The organism is uncultured Campylobacter sp., assembly GCF_937981295.1.
Classification (GTDB): Bacteria; Campylobacterota; Campylobacteria; order Campylobacterales; family Campylobacteraceae; genus Campylobacter_B.
This window is the reverse complement of the sequence record NZ_CALJPC010000087.1, coordinates 57827-76319: the sequence shown is the minus strand read 5'-3', so window position 1 is coordinate 76319 and position 18493 is coordinate 57827. Positions and strand designations below refer to the sequence as shown.

Annotated in this window: 17 protein-coding genes; 14 read left to right on the top strand and 3 right to left on the bottom strand. The window is 46.8% G+C overall.

What is annotated here, in order from left to right; translation table 11 throughout:
• The 3 genes from Q0135_RS08710 to Q0135_RS08700 form a co-directional block, all read right to left on the bottom strand.
• Positions 1 to 445: hypothetical protein (locus Q0135_RS08710; protein WP_297989864.1), on the bottom strand; the 445-nt coding region annotated here is incomplete at its 3' end.
• Positions 442 to 3066, bottom strand: coding sequence for a molybdopterin-dependent oxidoreductase (locus Q0135_RS08705; protein ID WP_367272149.1), 2625 nt, complete (start codon positions 3064 to 3066; stop codon positions 442 to 444). The genes Q0135_RS08705 and Q0135_RS08710, both read right to left, overlap by 4 nt.
• A 15-nt stretch (positions 3067 to 3081) precedes the next feature.
• A complete protein-coding gene (locus Q0135_RS08700) occupies positions 3082 to 3375 on the bottom strand; it encodes a molybdopterin dinucleotide binding domain-containing protein (protein ID WP_297943383.1) in 294 nt (97 codons plus the stop codon).
• 20 nt (positions 3376 to 3395) lie between these two features.
• On the opposite strand from Q0135_RS08700, the gene Q0135_RS08695 reads away from it, so the two are divergent.
• From Q0135_RS08695 to argS, 14 genes are all read left to right on the top strand, one after another.
• Complete coding sequence (locus Q0135_RS08695; protein WP_367272151.1) at positions 3396 to 3743, top strand: winged helix-turn-helix domain-containing protein; 348 nt, start codon at positions 3396 to 3398, stop codon at positions 3741 to 3743.
• The gene (locus Q0135_RS08690; RefSeq protein ID WP_297989862.1) at positions 3736 to 5013 is read left to right on the top strand and encodes an ArsS family sensor histidine kinase; all 1278 of its coding nucleotides are present in this window, start codon (positions 3736 to 3738) and stop codon (positions 5011 to 5013) included. Before Q0135_RS08695 ends, Q0135_RS08690 begins: the two co-directional genes overlap by 8 nt.
• A 700-nt stretch (positions 5014 to 5713) precedes the next feature.
• Complete coding sequence (locus Q0135_RS08685; RefSeq protein WP_297989860.1) at positions 5714 to 7267, top strand: ATP-binding cassette domain-containing protein; 1554 nt, start codon at positions 5714 to 5716, stop codon at positions 7265 to 7267.
• Positions 7268 to 7507: 240 nt separating this feature from the next.
• Positions 7508 to 7828, top strand: a complete 321-nt coding sequence (locus Q0135_RS08680; protein WP_297989858.1) for a c-type cytochrome — start codon at positions 7508 to 7510, stop codon at positions 7826 to 7828.
• Positions 7829 to 7929: 101 nt separating this feature from the next.
• Positions 7930 to 8748, top strand: a complete 819-nt coding sequence (locus Q0135_RS08675; protein WP_297989856.1) for a riboflavin synthase — start codon at positions 7930 to 7932, stop codon at positions 8746 to 8748.
• 18 nt (positions 8749 to 8766) lie between these two features.
• Positions 8767 to 9492, top strand: coding sequence for a polyphenol oxidase family protein (locus tag Q0135_RS08670; RefSeq protein ID WP_297989854.1), 726 nt, complete (start codon positions 8767 to 8769; stop codon positions 9490 to 9492).
• Between the two features lie 205 nt (positions 9493 to 9697).
• On the top strand, positions 9698 to 10837 hold the full coding sequence (gene iadA, locus Q0135_RS08665) for a beta-aspartyl-peptidase (protein ID WP_297960490.1): 1140 nt from the start codon (positions 9698 to 9700) through the stop codon (positions 10835 to 10837).
• Between the two features lie 281 nt (positions 10838 to 11118).
• The gene (gene rpsB / locus Q0135_RS08660; protein ID WP_297880676.1) at positions 11119 to 11916 is read left to right on the top strand and encodes a 30S ribosomal protein S2; all 798 of its coding nucleotides are present in this window, start codon (positions 11119 to 11121) and stop codon (positions 11914 to 11916) included.
• A complete protein-coding gene (tsf, locus tag Q0135_RS08655; RefSeq protein WP_297989852.1) occupies positions 11916 to 12980 on the top strand; it encodes a translation elongation factor Ts in 1065 nt (354 codons plus the stop codon). Before rpsB ends, tsf begins: the two co-directional genes overlap by 1 nt.
• Before the next feature lie 2 nt (positions 12981 to 12982).
• Positions 12983 to 13624, top strand: coding sequence for an ABC transporter ATP-binding protein (locus tag Q0135_RS08650; protein ID WP_297989850.1), 642 nt, complete (start codon positions 12983 to 12985; stop codon positions 13622 to 13624).
• Positions 13625 to 13681: 57 nt separating this feature from the next.
• Positions 13682 to 15772 carry a hypothetical protein gene (locus Q0135_RS08645; RefSeq protein WP_297989848.1) on the top strand — a complete coding sequence of 697 codons (2091 nt, stop codon included), beginning with the start codon at positions 13682 to 13684 and terminating at the stop codon, positions 15770 to 15772.
• Complete coding sequence (gmk, locus tag Q0135_RS08640; protein ID WP_297989847.1) at positions 15772 to 16386, top strand: guanylate kinase; 615 nt, start codon at positions 15772 to 15774, stop codon at positions 16384 to 16386. Before Q0135_RS08645 ends, gmk begins: the two co-directional genes overlap by 1 nt.
• Before the next feature lie 10 nt (positions 16387 to 16396).
• Positions 16397 to 16609 (top strand): twin-arginine translocase TatA/TatE family subunit, encoded by a 213-nt coding sequence (locus tag Q0135_RS08635; RefSeq protein ID WP_295151567.1) that lies wholly within the window; start codon positions 16397 to 16399, stop codon positions 16607 to 16609.
• A gap of 5 nt (positions 16610 to 16614) precedes the next feature.
• The gene (gene argS / locus Q0135_RS08630) at positions 16615 to 18411 is read left to right on the top strand and encodes an arginine--tRNA ligase (protein WP_297989845.1); all 1797 of its coding nucleotides are present in this window, start codon (positions 16615 to 16617) and stop codon (positions 18409 to 18411) included.
• Positions 18412 to 18493: the final 82 nt, after the last annotated feature.

Here is an 18493-nt window from a genome sequence, read left to right as displayed (position 1 = left end):
TAAACTCATCATATCCGTGTAGTGCATGGCACGCCCCACATCGCTCTTTAAACAACTCTTCGCCAGGCTTATAAACCTCGTCTAAATTTGGCTTTAAGGCCTTTTTTTCGACCGCTCCCTTAACGCTAACTTTGATCCATTCATTGTCATAGTCATCTTTTTGGACGCCATTTTTCTTGAAATTTTTATCGTTTTTAACACTTATATCGCTCTCTAGGACACCTAGTCTAGCATAAGCTGTATTACCCTCGCCAGGCACAAAGCCGTTATATTCGACTTCGGCAAAATTGCCGCTATCTTTTAATACCTTGACTTTTGCGCCCACGAAAAGCTGACCGATCTCTTTGCCGCCAACCTTATCTAAAATTTTAGCTGGCGTACCGACATAGGCATCGTTAGCAAAAAGCGCAGCACTAAGCCCTAAAAACATAACTATTTTTTTCACTTCTTATCCTTTTTCGTAAATTTTGGCTGAGAAAAGACCTCTAGGTTTGGCAATTCACCCTCAAATTTCTCGATTTGCACGAGTGCAGTTGCTTGATTTCCCATAGCAAGGCTTGAGGTTGGCTCGTTTGGTATTAGGACGTTTACGTTTCCGTGTCTGCAAAGTCCGTTTTTATCTGGGTCCCACCAGCTACCCTCTTGCATTCTAACAACGCCTTGTTTTACGTTTTTAGTTACGATAACTCCTGCTAAAGTTTGACCGCGATCGTTAAAAATTCTTACCACATCACCGTTTTCAAGACCTCTAGCTTTTGCATCGTCTGGATGCATCCATACAGGCTCTCTGCCTTGAACTTCTTCAAGGTTTCTAAGCCATGTGTTGTTTAGTTGGCTGTGAAGGCGATATTTTGGGTGCGGGGTTACTAAATTTAATGGATATTTTTTTGTTTTTTCCACATCTCCTAGCCACTCCATCGGCTCCATCCAAGTTGGGTGCGCCTTGCAGTCATCATAAGCTGCTTTTGCGATCTTTTTAGACAAAATTTCAAACTTGCCAGATGGCGTTCCTAGGCGGTTGATGATAGGATTTTTTCTATACTCAGCCATAGTTACGTATTCGTGAGCGTGAGGCGGGACTTTAAACTCAACATAACCTTTCGCCCAAAACTCATCAAAATTTGGCATACCTAGTTTTGCATCATCGCCCTTTTTCTTTGAGGCATTATAAAACTGCTTGATCCAGTCCATTTCGCTCTTGCCCTCGCTAAATGCCATGTACTCTTTATCGCCAAATTCTTTTAAAATGCCGCAGTAAATTTGGTAGTCGTTTTTAGCTTGCTCGTATGGCTCAGCGATCTTATGCATAGCTATAATAAATTTGTTTGTATGAGATTTTGTGATGTCATCTCTCTCTTGCTCGGTAGTAGCCGGCAAAACTATGTCAGCCATACGAGCTGAAGCCGTCCAGAAGCAATCTTGCACGATAAACGTATCAAGCTTTTCAAATGTTTTTGCCATTAAATTTGTATCTGGTGCATGGTGGAATGGATTGCCGCCAGCCCAGTATGCCATCTTTATAGTTGGGTAGGTGATCTTTTTGCAGTTAAAATCAACCTCTTTGCCAGGGTTGTTTATACAATCAAGTATTCTTGAAACAGGAATAGCAATATTGCTGCGGTTTTTCCACTCGCCCTCAGTTGATGGTACGATGCCGATAGCTCCTAGTCCAGGGAAAGCTGTAGATGTCGTAGCAGAGCCGCTTGCAAGTGCAAGTGCGCTGCCGTTTGGCGCAGCTGGGCTTGGGCAACCGCCGTCAGAGTAGTGGTAACCAAAGCCATATCCGCCACCAGGCAAGCCGATCTGTCCAATAAACGCAGCAAGAGTTATCATCATCCAGTGAAACTGCTCACCATGATGTGCGCGCTGTGGTCCCCAGCCACCCATTAGCATGGTGCGTTTTGAGCCAAAAATTTTAGCTAAATTTACAATCTCTGCCTCGCTTACGCCGCAAATTTTTGCCGCCCAAGCCGCATTTTTTACAACTTTATCCTCGGCTTCGCCTTTTAGATAAGCGATAAATTGCTCTGAGCCGCTTGTATATTTTTTTAGAAATTTCTCATCAGCCACGCCAGCGCTCATCATCTCGTAGCATATCGCCATCATCATGGCAACGTCGGTTGTTGGATTGACGAAAATGTGCTCTGAATTTAGATAGTTTGCAGTGTTGTTATAAACTGGATCGATTGTAATGACTTTGATGCCACGCTTTTTCATCTGCTCTTTTAACTTACGAAAATAAATGTAGCTCTCGTGATCTGGCACTCCCCATGCGATCTGGTTTGTATTGATCGGGTCAGCTCCCCATATGACGACAACTTCGGTGTTTTTAAGTATCACTGGCCACGCAGTAACAAGAGAGTTGCCCTCGTCAGAGCCTGCAACGTGTGGCGTGATCGCACTGATAGCATGCTGCGAATAGTTTAGCGTACGAGTAGTGTAGCCGCCAATAATATTTAGCATACGGCCAAGAAGCGTTTGCGGATTGTTAATGCTACCAACGCTATACCAACCATAGCTACCGCCATAGATCGCGCTACCGCCATATTCTTTATTAACGCGTTTTAGTTCGTCGGCTACTAGTTTAAAAGCCTGCTCCCAGCTTATCTCGACCCACTCGTCCTTACCGCGCATTGATTTATCGCTTTGATAGCCTTTTTCAAGGTATCCTTTGCGCACGCTTGGACGTGCGATACGAGTTTGATCGTAGGTTCTAGCAACCACGCCTTGAGTTAGACTAACTGGGTAAAAGTCAATCTCGCTGGCATCTAATACACCTTCAAATTTGCCGTTTTTAACTAGCCCTTTGATAGCACCAAAATGGCTTGCGCTCATCTTTGCAGGCGTGTCGCTCATTAGGTTGTCACTTATGAGACTTGTTGCGTTTAAGCTACTTGCGCCAGCGGCTGTAGCTGCTGCAGCTTTTAAAAAATCTCGTCTTTGCATCTTTTCTCCTTTGTGAAATTTTGTGGTTAGTTTAAAATATAAATGTAATTTTAAATAAAAAGTATAATAAAAGTATAATTTTAAAAAATTTGTAAAAAAATGCCCGAAGAGCTCGGACACTATAAGTTTTATGCGTTAGGTTTTTGAAAACACCTTTACTCTTGGAGCATTGCCTGTAAATTTCTCGATATTTACAAGAGCTGTGTGAGATATATTGCCTTGTGCAAGCTTTGATGTGCCCTTATCAATAGTTAGGACATTTACATCGCCATGAACACACATAGATCCTATCTCACCAGGATTTTGTGGATCATACCACGCACCCTCTGCTACGCAAACTACATCTTTTCTGACATCATCTGTTACAACAGCACCACATAAAATTTTGCCACGTTTTGATGAAACAACGACTAGATCACCATTTTCAATGCCTTTTTGTTTAGCATTTTCTGGATTTATCAGAACTGGCTCACGCTACTTCGCCGAGGGAACAAGCGGGCAACGACTCCAAAACCTTTTGCGTCGATAAACAAAGGCGTATCGTCATAAAAAACAAAGAGGAAATAGCGCTTACAAAGGCGGAATTTGACATCTTTATCTACCTTTATGAAAAAGAGGGGATGGTTATACCAAGAGAGGATATTTTGATAAATTTGGGTCAGGCGAAATTTCAAAGCGGACTAAAAAGCATCGATGTCGCCATAGGGCGCTTGCGTCAGAAAATAGGAGACGATCCTAAAAATCCGCGATTCATTCACCCCGTGCGCGGTATAGGGTATAAATTTATCAATGCGTAATATATCTATCATCAAACTCATATCTTTTTTCTTTTTTGCCGCGCTCATTACGGTAAATTTAGCATTCTTCATCGAATCAAAAAGGCAGGTAAGAGACGCAGAGTACCTTACTTATGAGCGCTTTATGCTGGGTATGCGTATACGCGGGCAAGAAGACGATAATACAACCAAGCAGCTAGCACAAATAGGACTTAAGAATAGTGTCCTTGATCCAGATGAGATCAGGCAGGGTGGTGAAAAAATTTTTAGCGATTCGTATGCTGATATGATAAGGTACAATAAAAAGCTTTATTTTGTACCTAGATTTTCTTCCATTGATCCTAAGATGTTTTCACGCATTATGGATGCGGCAGGGCTTGAGCTATCAGGCAAAGACGACATTGCAAAAAACGATGTGCCTTTAGAAAATTTAGAAGAAATTTCTTCAAATGGCATTTGGATACTTTGGCTTATAGTAAATATCGTAATGGCCGCATTTTTCATAGTCGTCTTAAAAAAATTGCTGAGACTCAGAAATTTAAAAAATATGATAAGAAGAGCTGGAGAAGAAGACAAATTTAGACTGCTAAAAGTAGAAGCAGATGACGAAATAGGCCAAATCGCGGGCGAATTTAATACGACGATGCAAAAAATAGATGCGATAAAACAGGCTAGAGCACTATTTTTACGCAACATCTTGCACGAATTTCGCAACCCGATAATGAAAGGGCGGATCATGGCGGATATGATAGCCGAAATCTTACAAGACGATAAATTTAAAAGTAGATTAAAACAAATTTTTATAAGGCTAGAAATGATACTTGGCGAGGTTGTCAAGGTCGAAAAACTCGTATCCAATGAATGGGAGCTTAAGAAAAATAAACACCGAGTTATAGACATCGTCGATCACTCGGTAGATATGCTTTTACTAAAAGACATGAGCCGCATAGAAGTGCGAGCAGATGGGGAAATAAGCACGGTTGAAGTTGATTTTGAACTTTATGCAACCGGAATTAAAAATTTGATCGATAACGCCTTAAAATACTCTAGCGGCAAAGTCCTTGTAAATATAGATAAAAACGCCGTCTGCATAAGCAGCACGGGAGACGAGCTTGAACCGGAAAGACTTGATTTTGAAAGAGCTTTTAACAGAAAGGTAGAGACGTCAAATTCAGGACTTGGCCTTGGACTTTATATAGCAAATCAAATTTTCAAAAAACACGGTCATACCTTAAAATACAAGCATGAAGAGGGTAAAAATAATTTTCTAATATGTTTCATAAACACTTGATCTAAAAACAACTTGATTATTAATACTTATAAACCATTTTAAGCTCGTTATTTGCGCTGATTAATTCATTTATAAAGCCTAACAAATCTGTTATTAATAGTACAATGACACCCCTGCGACATCCACTATATTTTTTGGTTTATGATAATTCCGAGATTTTTTAGATATTTAGTCACTCCGTAGAAGCCACAATAAGGTAGCTGAAGAAGAATTCGCACGCGCACGCTAAAATTTAACGGCTCTTTCGTCGTGTAGAAAAGATAAAATTTTAGTAGAGTACGGCATGAGGGCGTCTGAATTTAAACGTGATCGTTTTGGTTGATGCGCGGCGTTAAATTTTATGCTGCTTGGTAAGACTGTGGCGATGAGTAGTTTTAAAATTTTGATTTTGGCGTGGGTGAAATTTAACGACAGCGCGTTCTGTCGGCGAGGTATAATGTATGGGTATTTGGCGGTATATCGACGTAGCGGCGATTGGCAAGTGTTGCATATAAACTAAGCGATTAAAATAAGAATGCGGATGAAATTAGTGCGTGATACATATAAATAGTAGCATGCCCCGTAAACGATGTGATTCGCGATAAAATTTTGCGTAAATTAAGGTGAAATTTAGCCGATGAAATGAGAACGGATTTAAAATTTAACCGTTTTTTCAAGCGAATTTTGCCACAATTGCGCTCAAATTTCATTGGGGCGAAAGATGAAAAAATATACCAAACAAATCCTCGCGATGCTCGCGCTAAACGCGATTTACAGCGGCTCAGGGATTTTGATTTTAAGCTTTATCAATAAATATCTACTTGACGGCGCCGAAAGAGGTGGGCGCATCATCGCGCTATTTTTCGCGCTCTTGGCGCTATTTCTGCTGCTTTCGGTGCTAAGCCGCATCATGCTTTGCAAGATGGAAAACGACTTCGTATTCGATCTGCGCACCAAAATCATCAAGCAGATCATCGATACGAAGTTCGAGCGCATCGAGGCTGCGTCGAAGGCGAACCTGCTTGCGTCCCTTTCCAGCGATATTTCGCGCCTGACCGAAGGCTTTATGCGCATCTCCGAGCTCATCCAAGGCGCGATGATCGTGCTGTTTTGCGGCATCTACGTGCTATACATCGCGCCTATGATGTTTGCGTTTTTGTTCGTCTGGATCGGCGCGCTGATGATTTTCAACCGTTTTTTGATGAAAAAGGTCATGCAAAATTACGATCTGTACCGCCAAAACGAGGACGTTTTGTATAAAAACTACGCCGCGGCGATTGAGGGGCACAAGGAGCTGTCGCTAAGCCTAGCCAAAGCAAAGAGCCTATACGAAAACGACTTTTTGCCCAACGCGCAAAATTTACGCCAAAGCTCGCTGCGAGCCGAGGTCTACGGCGCGTTTGCGAGTAATTTTATGAACGTGATGATGCTCGGCGCCGTAGGCTTTGTGCTTTATTTTGGGCTTAGCGGCGGCAAAGCGGAACTTGCAAACGCCGTAACGATCGCGCTTACGGTGCTTTTTTTGCGCGCGCCTTTGATGATGCTCATATTCTCGCTTCCTAGCGTGTTGCGCGCAAAGATCGCCTACGCAAAGATCAAAGAGTTAAATTTAGACCCGTTCGTGCAGGGCTTCGAGCTTGCGCAAATGCAGCCGTGGCGCAGCCTGGAGCTTAAAGGCGTGGGCTTTTCGTATCCGGGCGGGAAATTCGGCATCAAAGGGGTAAGCTTGCAGCTAAATGCGGGCGAGACGGTGTTTTTAATCGGCGAAAACGGCAGCGGAAAATCGACGCTTTTTATGATTTTAGCGGGCCTTTATACGCCGCAAACGGGCGAAATTTTAGCCGACGGCGCGGCCCTTAAACCCTCCGATCTGCGCGCCTACAGCAATAACATAAGCGCGGTTTTCAGCGATTTTTATCTCTTCGACTACGCTACTGGCGATGCGGACATCGCGCGCGAGTGGTTGGCGCTTACGCACCTGAAGGATAAGGTTGAGCTAAAGAGGGCTAAATTTAGCACCACGAGCCTATCTAGCGGGCAGCGCAAGCGTTTGGCGCTCGTAAGCGTGCTGATGGACGGGCGAAAATTTTTGATGCTCGATGAGTTTGCGGCCGATCTCGATCCGCAGTTTCGCGCGGAGTTTTACGAGCGGATTTTGCCCGAGCTGAAATCGCGTGGATACACGATCTTTGCGATCTCGCACGATGATAAATACTTCGGCGCCGCAGATAAAATTTATAAAATGCAAGGCGGCGAAATCTCGCGGATCAAATAAAATTTCACTGCCGCGGGTTTGCTTCATAAACACAGTGTCTTGCAGCTCGCGTAATGTTTTAAGCTGCGCTTGCCGATCCTGCTTTAAATTTAATCAATGCCCTTGAAATTCCGCCGCGCGCGGCTTGCGGAAAATGTTTTTTTGCGCTCACGCTCGCGAGAAATTAATCCAAATTTTTAAACGCAAATTTAAGAATTTCAACTATAATGCGCGCCACAACTTAATCGTAAAGGATGAAAAATGAGAAAAGTTTTAATCGCATGCGCTGCGTTGGCGGCGTTTAGTTCGGCAGCGTTTGCCGCAGACGGCGCTACATTGTATAAAAAATGCGTGGCCTGTCACGGAGCCAACGCCGAGAAGCCTTATCTTGGCGGCAAAGTACCTGCGCTAAACACCCTAAGCAAGGAAGATATCATCGCTAGCCTAAAAGGCTACAAAGACGGTAGTCTAGGCGAGGGTAAGGGAAAATTCGGCATGATGGGCGTTATGAAAGGTCAAGCAGCTTCGCTTAACGACGAATCGATCGAAGCGCTAGCCGATTTCATCGTCTCTAAAAAATAATTTCAAACTTCATTTGGCGGGCTTTGCGCTCGCCGAACTTCGCTTAATTTAAAATTTCAAAATTCTACGCTAATATCACGTAAAAATTCCAAAGGCTCATAATGTTTAACGGACTGATCAGGGAGATCGCGCAGGTTGCGAGCTTTAGCGGCGATTTGCTGCGACTGCGCGCGAGATACCGCCCCGCGCTCGGCGATAGCGTCGCGGTAAACGGCGCGTGCCTGAGTGTGACGCGGCTTTTTGCGGACGGATTTACGGTGCAGCTTTCGAGCGAAACGGCGCGCGTCATCGTCGCACAAAACCTGCGCGGCTCTGTGCATATCGAGCCAGCGATGCGGATTGGAGATCGCATAGACGGGCATTTGATCCAAGGACATGTCGATGCCGTGGGTGAAATTTATAAAATTTCAAAGCTTGCAAGCGGCGTCGATTTTTTTATCCGCGCGCCGCTGCATATAGCGCCGCTGCTAGCGCCGAAGGGCTCGGTAGCGATCGACGGCGTGAGCCTAACGATCAACGAAGTGCTTGAGGGTGGAAATTTTACTCACAAAGATCGCAAAGGCCCGCTCGGCGCAAATTTTAGCGACTCAAGCTTGCGCGGGCAAAATTTTAGCGGCGCAAATTCCGTTCGCGATCCAAACTCCTTAGGCGTAAATCTAAAGAGCGAAGCGCGAAGCTGCGCCATTCGCCTTACGATCATCCCGCTCACGCTTAAGGATACGCTCTTTGGAACCTACAAAATCGGGCGCCGCGTAAATATCGAGACCGATCTGCTCGCGCGATACGTCGCGGCGCAGCTGGGCTTTGCGAGCACGCAGCTCGTCGGTCGCGGCATTGTTGCGGCGCGCGATGAGAGCGCCGAGGGCGAAAAAGAGGGGCTTTCGTGGGACGCGGTAGATAAAATTTTGAGCCTGTATTAGGGCGCCAAGTAGCGCACGATGACTAACACCGAAATTTACAGAGAAAATCTTGAGCTTGTATTGGACGGGCACGGCGTGCTAGCCGGCTTTAGCACGCGCGAAGGAGGCGTAAGCGGCGGAGCCTACGCAAGCCTAAATTTAGGAGATCGCGTGGGTGACGATTCGCAAAACGTCGCGCAAAACCGCGAAATTTTAGCCGCCGCGCTCGGTATTGCGCCGCGAAATTTAAAATTTATGCGCCAGATACACTCAGACCGCGTTGAAATTTTACGCGCAGGTAACGATGAAATCCCGCCCTGCGACGGGCTCGTGACCGATCTGCGCGGCGTGGCGCTGTGCGTGCTGGTAGCGGACTGCTCGCCCGTGCTGATCGCGGACGAGCGGCGCAGCGTGGTCGCTGCGGTGCATGCGGGGCGCGCGGGCGTGATAGGGCGGATCTGCACGAATGCGATAAATTTGATGAGCGAGCGCTTCAGCTGCGTCGCTGCGGAGCTGAAGGTATTCGTGGGCGCGAATATTAAAGCGCGAAATTACGAACTAGACGGGCTTGATCTGGGCGAGTTTGAGCGCTACAAAACACAGGGACATTTCGATATGAACGCCGCGCTGCGCGACGAGCTCGCAGCTGCGGGGGTGCGAGAGGTAAAATTTGATCCACGCTGCACCTTCGAGAGCGAGCGGCATTTTTCTTACCGCAGAGATGGCATCACGGGGCGCTTCTGCGGCTTTGTGATGAATTTGTGATGAATAAACTATGCCGATGAAAAGCAGAAATAGGATATAAAATTTCTGCGCGAGGTTACCTGAATTTTATGAAACTCTATAAAATTTGACGTAGAGGCGCTGTAAAACGAAGCGGCGAAAAAGAGGTGAGATTGCGGCGTGACATCGCGGTCAAGAAAGCCAAAAAACGTAAAATTTACAAAAAATCCAAAGCAAAGTAGAAAATATGCTGTTACTTAAAAATGCCGATCTATACGCGCCGGAGCACATCGGCAGGAGCGACGTTTTGCTCGGCGGAGGTAAAATTTTGGCCGTTTCTAAGGGGCTTGATTTTCGAGTCGATGGGCTTGAAATTTACGATCTAGAGGGCAAAATTTTAGCACCCGGTCTCATTGACCAACACGTGCACATCACGGGCGGTGGTGGCGAGGCGGGTTATCACTCGCGCACGCCCGAAATAACGCTATCTGGGATCATCCGCTACGGCACGACGACGGTCGTAGGCACGCTGGGCACAGACGGGTGCACGAGGAGCTTAGAGAATCTCTATTCAAAGGCCAAGGCGCTCGAATACGAGGGCATCTCGACCTTCATCCATACGGGCTCTTACGCGCTGCCTAGCGTCACATTTACGGGCTCCGTCACGCGCGATCTGGTCCTCATCGACAAGGTCATCGGCTGTAAGATCGCGATGAGCGACAACCGCGGCAGCTACCCGACCTATCAGGAGCTCATCAAGACCCTGACGCAGATCCGCATCGGTGGCATGATCTCGAAAAAAGGCGGCGTGCTGCATATGCATATGGGCGGGCTTGCGGATAAATTTGACCTGATTTTTAGCGTGATCAAGGATTATTCGTTCCCGATTAATTACTTTTCGCCGACGCACTGCGCGCGGACGAAGGAGCTCTTTGACGAGGCGATCAAATTTCAAAAAATGGGTGGCTACATCGATATCACGAGCGGCGGAAGTAAATTCGCCCCGCTTCACGAAGCTATCGCCTACGGGCTTGCTAACGGGCTAAATTTAGAGCGTCTAACGATGAGCTCGGATGGCAACGGCAGCGTGCCTAGATTTGACGAAAACGGTGCGCTGGTTGGCTACGGCTGTGCTTCGTGCGAGACGAATTTAGAGGTCTTGCAAGCCTGCGTGAAAAATAAAATCCTAACCGTCCCGCAAGCGCTAAGCATGATGGGCAAAAACGTCGCAAAATACCTAAATCTAAGCGGCAAGGGCGAGATAAAAGTAGGCTTTGATGCCGATTTTGCGGTATTTGACGAAGCTCTAAACCTAGATAGCGTGATCGCGAAAGGGGAGTTTTGCGTGAAAGAGGGCAAGCTCGTGAAAAAGGGATTTTTCGAGTGAAATTTGAAGCAGATGCCGCTTTTTAAATTCGGCGAATTTAAATTTGACGAATAATCTTGCTCTCTACCTTTGCAGCCGTCTCATCTTTGCGGCGTAAAATTTAACCGCGCCGAGGTATTGGATTATATTAAATTTAGCTTTAATTTAGCTATTTTTAAATATAATCCCAGCTTCAATTCACACACACCAATCCTAAAATTTGGTTGCGTTTGTTAAAAACAAATGTTAATGGGTGTGGAGGAGAAACCTAAATTTCGGGGCAACCCACAAGGAGAAAACTCATGGTAACAATGAGAGATTTGCTAGAGTGCGGCGTTCATTTCGGACACCAAACGCGCAGATGGAATCCGAAGATGAAAAAATTCATTTTCGGCGAGAGAAAAGGTATCTACATCATAGATCTACAAAAAACTATCCGCTACTTCCGCTACACTTATAATATCGTGCGCGACGCGGCTGCTGAGGGCAAGACGATACTTTTCGTAGGCACCAAAAAACAAGCCGGCGCGACGCTAAAAGAGTACGCCGAAAAATGCGGCATGCCTTATGTAAGCCACAGATGGCTAGGCGGCATGCTGACGAATTTTTCCACTATCAAGCAATCGATCCGCAAGCTCGAAGTAATCGAGACTATGGAAGAGGATGGCTCGATAAATTTACTAACTAAAAAAGAGGCGTTAATGCTTCGCCGCAAAAAAGAGAAGCTTGAGCTTTATCTAGGCGGCATTCGCAATATGAAAGGCCTTCCTGATATGATCTTCGTCATCGACGTTGTAAAAGAAAAGATCGCCGTAGCGGAAGCTAACCGCCTAAAAATGCCGGTTATCGCGCCTTTGGATACGAACTGCGATCCGGACGTAGTCGATTTCCCGATACCTGGCAACGACGATGCGATCCGCTCGGTTCAGCTTTTCTGCCAAGAGATGGCCGAGGCGATCAACGAAGGCAAGGCGCTTCGCGATCAAGACGCAAGCGAGGATGTCGAGCAGAGCGAAGCCGTCAGCGACGAGGAGAAAGAGGAAGTCGTAGCCGAGGCGATGAGCGAAGAGGATTTTGACGTAAGCGAGGACGAAGAGTAATGGAAATCAGCGCGCAAATGGTAAAAGAGCTCCGCGAAAGCACCGGAGCGGGGATGATGGACTGCAAGAAGGCTTTAGTTGAAACAGACGGCGATATGGATAAAGCTGTCGATCTGCTTCGCGAGAAGGGTCTCGGAAAGGCTGCTAAAAAAGCCGACCGTCTAGCTAGCGAGGGTCTAGTGAGCGTCGAAGTGGGTGCGGATCATAAGATCGCCACGATAAGCGAGATAAATTCCGAAACCGACTTCGTGGCTAAAAATCAAAATTTTATAAATTTAGTTAAAAATACCACTCTACATATCCAAAGCAAGGGCATTAGCAGCATTGATGAGCTAAATTCCAGCGTCATTAACGGCGTTAAATTTGATGAGCATCTAAAAAGCCAGATCGCTACGATCGGCGAAAATTTGGTCGTTAGAAGATTTGAGACGATTAAGGCAGGCGCAAACGGCGTGGTAAACGGCTACCTACACTCAAACGGTCGCGTAGGCGTCATCATCGCCGCAGCTTGCGATAGCGAGCAGACTGCGGAGGGTGCGAAGGAGCTTATAAAAAATCTCTGCATGCACGCAGCCGCGATGAAACCTCAGGTTATCAGCTATAAAGAGCTTGATCCCGATTTTATCGAAAAAGAATTCTTAGCTCTTAAAGGCGAGTTTGAGAAGGAAAACGAGGAGTTTGTGCGCTTAGGTAAGCCCCTTCATAAGATCCCGCAGTTTGGCTCGCGCGCGCATCTAAGCGATGAAATTTTAGCCAAAGAGATCGAAGCTTTAAAAGACGAGCTTCGCAAGCAAAATAAGCCTGAAAAAATTTGGGATAAAATTTTACCGGGTCAGATCGATCGCTTCATTGCCGATAATACTCAAATCGATCAGCGCCTCACGCTGCTAGGGCAATTTTACGTAATGGACGATAAGAAAACCGTCGAGCAGGTGATTGACGAAGAAGCTAAAAAACTAGGCGGCAAGATCGAGATCGTAAAATACGTCCGCTTCGAAGTGGGCGAGGGTCTAGAGAAAAAGAGCGAAGACTTCGCAGCCGAAGTAGCGGCTCAAATCGGCTAAATATGGAACTTTTAAAGGGCGTAAATCTTACTCACGCGTATGATTATACGCTCTTTGAAAATGTAAGCTTAAGCGTTGGGGAGAGCGAGAGCATCGCTATTTTAGGCGTTAGCGGCTGCGGCAAATCGACTCTGCTTCATATTTTATGCACGCTTTTAAAGCCGAACTCGGGCGAAGTGATCTACGGCGGGCGCAGTATTTACGAGCTAAGCTCCGATGAGAGACTTAAAATCCGCCGCAACGACTTTGGCATAATATTTCAATCCCACTACCTTTTTAAGGGCTTCTCCTCTGGCGAAAATATTGAACTTGCCGCCAAACTTACGAATAATGCGATAGATGATGAAATTTTAAAAAAGCTTCAGATCGAACATACTTTAAAGCAAGGCGTGGGCGAGCTTAGCGGCGGACAGCAGCAGCGCGTGAGCATCGCTCGCATACTTTGCAAAAAGCCGCGCATAATCTTTGCCGACGAGCCTACTGGAAATTTAGACAAGGATACCGCAAACGAGGTCATGAGCGTGATTTTTGATTACGTAAAATCCAGTCGTGGCGCGCTCGTGCTCGTGACCCACGATGAGAATTTAGCGCAAAAATGCTGCAAAGTTTATCGCCTAAATAACCGAAATTTAGCGCAAATATAAGCAATTAATAACCAAAAATATCTTACAATAGTCCAAATTCTTTCTAAAAGGTCATAAATGAAAATTCTACTTGACAATCACAATGAGCAGGTTGCAAGTGTCGTAAATATTTGCTGCGAGCGCATCGGTGCGGACCTGGTAGCATATAGTGCAGACGAGAGTGAATATGATTTGACGATAAAAAATTATGAAGATGGCGATGATATTTCAAAATTTGATCTTAATAAAACGCTGTTTCTGACGCCTAAAAATGTCTCGGTGCCAGGAGCGCGATACACCCTTACCAAGCCTTTTTCGCCGCTTGAGCTCATCACGTTTATTAGCGAATTTTCGGTTCAAAACATGAGTGTGCAGGCGAAAGAAAAAATGGCGAAAGAATTTGCCGATGCAAGCTCTGTGATGAAAGAGATCGATGCGATTGACCAGGCAAATTCCGCTTCGGGCAGTAATTTTGAAGAGCTTGTGGATAGCTTTTATGACTCCGGCAAGGATATACCGCTTTCACAACTGGCAAACGATATAGCGCCCGAGATTGCAGATGATGTGCCGCTTTCGCAGTTGCTAGGTGATATGCCGCGCACGGACGAGATCGCAGATGATATTCCGCTCTCGCAGCTTGCAGATGAAGCAGCTCTTGCGGACACCATCGCCGATGATACGCCGCTTAACGCCGTCGCAGAAAAGATTGCGGATAATATCGCAGATGATATGCCTCTAAACTTAGTTGCTAGCGATATCCCTGAGGATGTACCGCTAAATAGTATCGGCACAAGCGAACCCACCGAAAGTAATCACGCGCCTCAAGATGAAATTTCGCTCGCAAAGGATGACGCTCCGATAGCTCTAGCGGCGCTAGATGATGAAAATCCCAAGAATTTCAAAACAAATAAATCGCAAATAGAAGATGAAATTTCCACCACATGGGCAAGCGAAACTTTACCGCTTGCGCAGCAAGACGAGTCGCAAAGAGCTGGCAGCTCTAATGAAACTGCTGTTGAAAAAAAGGCAGACGCTGCGCCTAATCTAGAGGAAGCGAAAGACTCTGCGGACGTTACGCTTAAACAGCATGAGTCAGACGGCTCATTTGCCTATAAAACAGATGAAAAAAAATCTGCTTCGCAAGTAGTGCAAGATGCAGCTGGCGCGTCTGTTAACAGTGGATTTGATATGGATTTTTCCAGGCTTTTTGATAGTGCTGGCATGCCCGTGGAGGAGTTTGGCGGATATGATAATTTCGCCGCGGCTGCATTTGCTTCCGATGAAAAAGAGGATAAAAAATCTGCGCATGATAAAAATAAAGCGGCTACGGATTTTCAAAAAACGCAAATTTCGTCTCAATACGAGGTCACTTCAGATACGCCGATTGCGTTAGCGGGCGCGGGCGATATACCTCGCGAAAATCTTTATAACGCCGTTCCGTTTCAAAGTATGGAATTTACTGGTGGACTTGCACAGAATACGCCTATGTCTGCTCATAATGAAGCGGGGGATTCAATTGGCGCAAATTTTGTGGCTTCCGCGAATTTCGCAGCTTCTGCAAATTCTAGCAATACCGGGACTACAAATTCCACTTCTGCGCCGAACTTTTCGGAGCTAAACTTGCCGCACATATTAGATGCCTCAGATTTACCGAAGCAAAGCGAGCAAGCCAATAGCGTTGCCGGCGGGTTTGCGGACGGATTTTTGCGCGCTATGGAGGGCGATTTCGCAAACTCGTTTGCCACAAGCTCCGCAGATAGCGAGCAATTTAAATCCGGCAAGCCCGCAAAGAGCGCCGCGCAGCAGATAAAATTTAATGCTTCAAAGCCTTCGGAGCGCACCGAGTTTAAAGCGCATAAATTTGATGCATCCGAGCAGGTAAATGAGATGAAATTTGGCGCACAAGCTATGCCGAATGAGCTTGCCGCTTCGGCTGCGGCGGAGTTTGCCAGCCTTATGGCAAGCGAGTTAGAGCCTAGCGCCAAAAGCGAGCCACTGCGTAACGAGCACGGTAAAAAACCGAGCGCAGAGGAGCTGAAAACCAAATTGCGCGATGATCTAGAAGCGGGCATCGCAAACACGATCGAGAAATTTGCGGGCAATAAGGACGCCAAAGACGCGCTGAAGGACTTTAAGATCAATATTGACATATCGTTTGGAGATAGATAGTGAAAGGCAAAATTTTGCTCGTTTCCGGTCCAAGCGGTAGCGGCAAAAGCACGCTCATAAAGCGTCTTATCGCAGAATTCGGCGGGCAAATATACTTCTCGATCTCCTCTACGACGCGTGAAATGCGTGCGGGCGAAGCGGACGGCGTAAATTATCATTTCATAAGCGAGAGCGAGTTTCGCGCAGGCATCGAGCGCGGAGAGTTTTTAGAGTGGGCGTTGGTCCACGGCAAATATTACGGTACTTCGCTAAAAGCCGCTACGAGCGAGCTTGAGCGGGGTAAGATCGTGATTTTTGACATCGATGTGCAAGGATATGAGATCGTGCGTAGCAAAGTGCCTAAAAGCGGGCTTACTAGCGTATTTATTACTACGCCGAGCTTGTCGGAGCTTAGAGATAGGTTGCGTGCTCGTGGCGATAATGATCCTGCCGATATTGCTTTGCGCCTACAAAACGCGCAAGAGGAGATGGAGCGCCTAGGCGAATATGATTATTTCATAATAAACGATCGCCTTGAAGCGGCGTATGAAAATTTAAGATCAATCTACAAAACTATCAAACTAGAAACGGCGAGCCGCGACATAGGCAAGCTAATCGAAATTTGGAAAATTTAAAGGAGAAAAAATGGGCGTAAGCGTTCAACAATTGCTAATTATCTTAGCGATCATCGTGTTACTTTTCGGAGCTAAAAAGATCCCTGAGCTCGCAAAGGGCGTGGGCAAGGGCATAAAGACTTTCAAAAAAGAGATGGAAGAGGACGACGAACCGCAAAAGGTCGAGAAAAAGATGGAGCAAGAGGTTAAAGACGCCGAAATCAGCGATACTAAAAAGGCGTAAGGGATTTGAAAAATTTAGTCTTAAACGAAATTTTTAAAATTTTATCTCGCGAAGTCGTTTTAGAAAAACCCAAAGATAAAAGTTTGGCTCATTACGCTTCGCCCGAGGCTTTTGCGCTGGCTAAGGAGCTGCGAAAGGCGCCAAAGCTTATCGCCGAGGAGCTTGCAGCTAAATTTAAAGATAGCGAAATTCTAAGTGCTACGGCGGTGAACGGCTATCTAAATTTTCACCTAAAGCCTGCCGTGTTGGGCGCTCTTGCTAAAAATGCTCTTAGCTTGGGCGGCGATTTTGCGAAAAACGACGCCGAGCTCGGACGCGGAATTTTACCGGCTTCGGAAAGGATTTGCGCGAGTGAGCCTGCTTGCAAAGACTCCGCTGCAAATCTAGCTGCGAGCGGCAATGACGCCGCCAAATCGCAGAATTCCGTCGCTAGCCAAAATTTTATTTCGCAGAATTCCGAAGAGGCGTCAAATTCCGTCGTAGCATCAAATTACGATGAGGCGCAGAATTCCGCCGCTATGCCGCAAAAAATTTTACTTGAATACATCAGCGCTAATCCTACAGGCCCGCTTCATATCGGGCATGTGCGCGGCGCCGTTTACGGCGATACATTCGCGCGCATCGGGCGCTATCTGGGGCACCGCGTCGATACCGAGTACTACATCAACGACGCGGGCAATCAGATCGAACTTTTGGGCACTTCGATCGCGCTTCGTGCGCGCGAGCTTGCGGGCGAGGATGTGAACTACCCCGAGAAATACTACCGCGGCGAGTATATCGACGAGATCATCCCTCTTGCGCGCGTCCAATTCGGCGATGAAATTTTCCGCGACGAATCGCGCGTTTTGATCCTTGCGGAGTTTGCTAAGGACGAAGTGCTAAAGATCATCCAAAAAGATCTCGCAGACGCGGGCATTCACATCCAAAACTGGGCTAGCGAAAAGAGTCTCTACGGCGAGCTTGAGCCTACGATTAAGAAGCTTGAGCGCAGCGGCAAGATGTATGAGGCGGAGGGTAAAATTTGGATCCGCTCATCGCAGCTCGGCGACGAAAAGGATCGCGTCGTCATCCGCGAGGATGCGCGTCCGACCTATCTTGCGGGCGACATCGTCTATCACAACAACAAATTTGAGCGCGGATATGAGCGCTGCATCAACATCTGGGGAGCCGATCATCACGGCTACATCGCGCGTCTAAAGGCTGCCGTGCATTTTCTGGGCTATGACGAAAGCAGGCTCGAGATCATCCTAATGCAGATGGTAAATTTGCTCAAAGACGGTCAGACCTACAAGATGAGTAAGCGCGCGGGCAACGCGATCTTGATGAGCGACGTGCTCGCCGCGATCGGTAGAGACGCGATGCGATTTATCTTCATCAGCAAAAAGGGCGAGACGCCGCTTGAGTTCGACGTGGACGAGCTCGCGCGCGAGGACAGCAGCAATCCGATCTTTTACATCAACTACGCCCACGCGCGGGTCAATCAAATTTTTACCAAAGCGGGCAAGCGTGAGGCGGACGTCCTAGGTGCGGACTTCGGCGCGCTGGATGAAGCGGGGCTCGGCCTAGCTTTTGCGGCGCTTAGCTTGAATGAAATTTTAAACGATGCATTTAATTCGCGCGGCTTGCAGAAGCTGCCAGATTTCCTAAAGGCGCTCGCGGCGGACTTTCACAAATACTACAACGAAAACCGCGTCGTAGGCAGCGAGAACGAGGATGCGAAACTCAAGCTGTTCGCGCTCGTGGCGCTCAGCATCCGCACGGCGTTTGCTCTGATGGGCCTAAGCGCGAAAGAGAAGATGTAGCCGCGCGGGCTACATTTCGCGCCGATAGCCCTAAATCTCACGAACGAAATTTTATGATTTAAAATACAAAGCGAAATTTTAC

What these genes read in the sequence shown, in the direction of transcription:
- Q0135_RS08650 (WP_297989850.1), top strand. Translation starts at nt 12,983, where the DNA reads ATGGAACTTTTAAAGGGCGTAAATCTTACTCACGCGTATGATTATACG.
- Q0135_RS08690 (WP_297989862.1), top strand. Translation starts at nt 3,736, where the DNA reads ATGCGTAATATATCTATCATCAAACTCATATCTTTTTTCTTTTTTGCC.
- tsf (WP_297989852.1), top strand. Translation starts at nt 11,916, where the DNA reads ATGGAAATCAGCGCGCAAATGGTAAAAGAGCTCCGCGAAAGCACCGGA.
- Q0135_RS08635 (WP_295151567.1), top strand. Translation starts at nt 16,397, where the DNA reads ATGGGCGTAAGCGTTCAACAATTGCTAATTATCTTAGCGATCATCGTG.
- Q0135_RS08680 (WP_297989858.1), top strand. Translation starts at nt 7,508, where the DNA reads ATGAGAAAAGTTTTAATCGCATGCGCTGCGTTGGCGGCGTTTAGTTCG.
- rpsB (WP_297880676.1), top strand. Translation starts at nt 11,119, where the DNA reads ATGGTAACAATGAGAGATTTGCTAGAGTGCGGCGTTCATTTCGGACAC.
- Q0135_RS08685 (WP_297989860.1), top strand. Translation starts at nt 5,714, where the DNA reads ATGAAAAAATATACCAAACAAATCCTCGCGATGCTCGCGCTAAACGCG.
- Q0135_RS08645 (WP_297989848.1), top strand. Translation starts at nt 13,682, where the DNA reads ATGAAAATTCTACTTGACAATCACAATGAGCAGGTTGCAAGTGTCGTA.
- iadA (WP_297960490.1), top strand. Translation starts at nt 9,698, where the DNA reads ATGCTGTTACTTAAAAATGCCGATCTATACGCGCCGGAGCACATCGGC.
- Q0135_RS08670 (WP_297989854.1), top strand. Translation starts at nt 8,767, where the DNA reads ATGACTAACACCGAAATTTACAGAGAAAATCTTGAGCTTGTATTGGAC.
- Q0135_RS08675 (WP_297989856.1), top strand. Translation starts at nt 7,930, where the DNA reads ATGTTTAACGGACTGATCAGGGAGATCGCGCAGGTTGCGAGCTTTAGC.